The 664-nt window shown below is 27.9% G+C and carries 1 protein-coding gene and 1 pseudogene; both read left to right on the top strand.

Annotated elements, in window-relative coordinates; genetic code table 11:
* On the top strand, positions 1 to 246 hold a 246-nt coding region (locus AMO08_RS02655; protein WP_075484878.1), incomplete at its 5' end, for a cytidyltransferase.
* A 6-nt stretch (positions 247 to 252) separates the two neighbouring features.
* Positions 253 to 664, top strand: a pseudogene (locus AMO08_RS02650) (HalD/BesD family halogenase); the annotation flags it as partial.

The raw sequence follows: 664 nt of genomic DNA, 5'->3' as shown, positions 1-664 counted from the left end.
AGAGATGTACAAGGTGTAGACGATAATCCTTTTGATTTTGGAACAGTAAAAAAAAACATTGAAGACAGATTAAATCCTGAGTTTGAAGGACAATTTAAAATAATGTTAGTACCTAATATTACAAATATTTGTTATGGTAGGGGAGTTGGATATAAGATTGAAGAAATAGTTTTAGACGAAGAAACTCAAAAAATATCAGCTACCAAGATAAGAGCGAAAATGAGAGAAGAGGGAAAGTTAAAATAAAATTAAATGAACGATAGACTTAAGACTATTGTAGATTTAGAAAAATATCCAATACACGAATTAAATTCACCAATAATTCAAAATCTAGTTAAAAAATGTAAAGAAGAACTTGATCAATATAGTTGTTCAAAAATTCCAAATTTTATTTTACCTAAATCACTTAAGGTAATGAATTCTGAGTTAGAAAAACAATTAGACGAAGTTTATATGTCTAAAGAGAGTATAAATGCTTACTTGTATGCAAAGGACGATGCCTCATTACCAAAAGATCATCCAAAAAGAACTTTTATGAATAGATACAATGGATATTTAAATTCAGATTGTTTTCCAAAAGATTCCGAGATGAAATATCTATACGAAACTGAAGAACTATTAAAATTCGTATCTGCTTGTTTAGGTGTTTCACCTATTTACAGAT

Source organism: Candidatus Pelagibacter communis, from assembly GCF_001180205.1.
Taxonomy (GTDB): domain Bacteria; phylum Pseudomonadota; class Alphaproteobacteria; order Pelagibacterales; family Pelagibacteraceae; genus Pelagibacter; species Pelagibacter ubique_O.
This window is presented reverse-complemented; position numbering and strand designations above follow the sequence as displayed.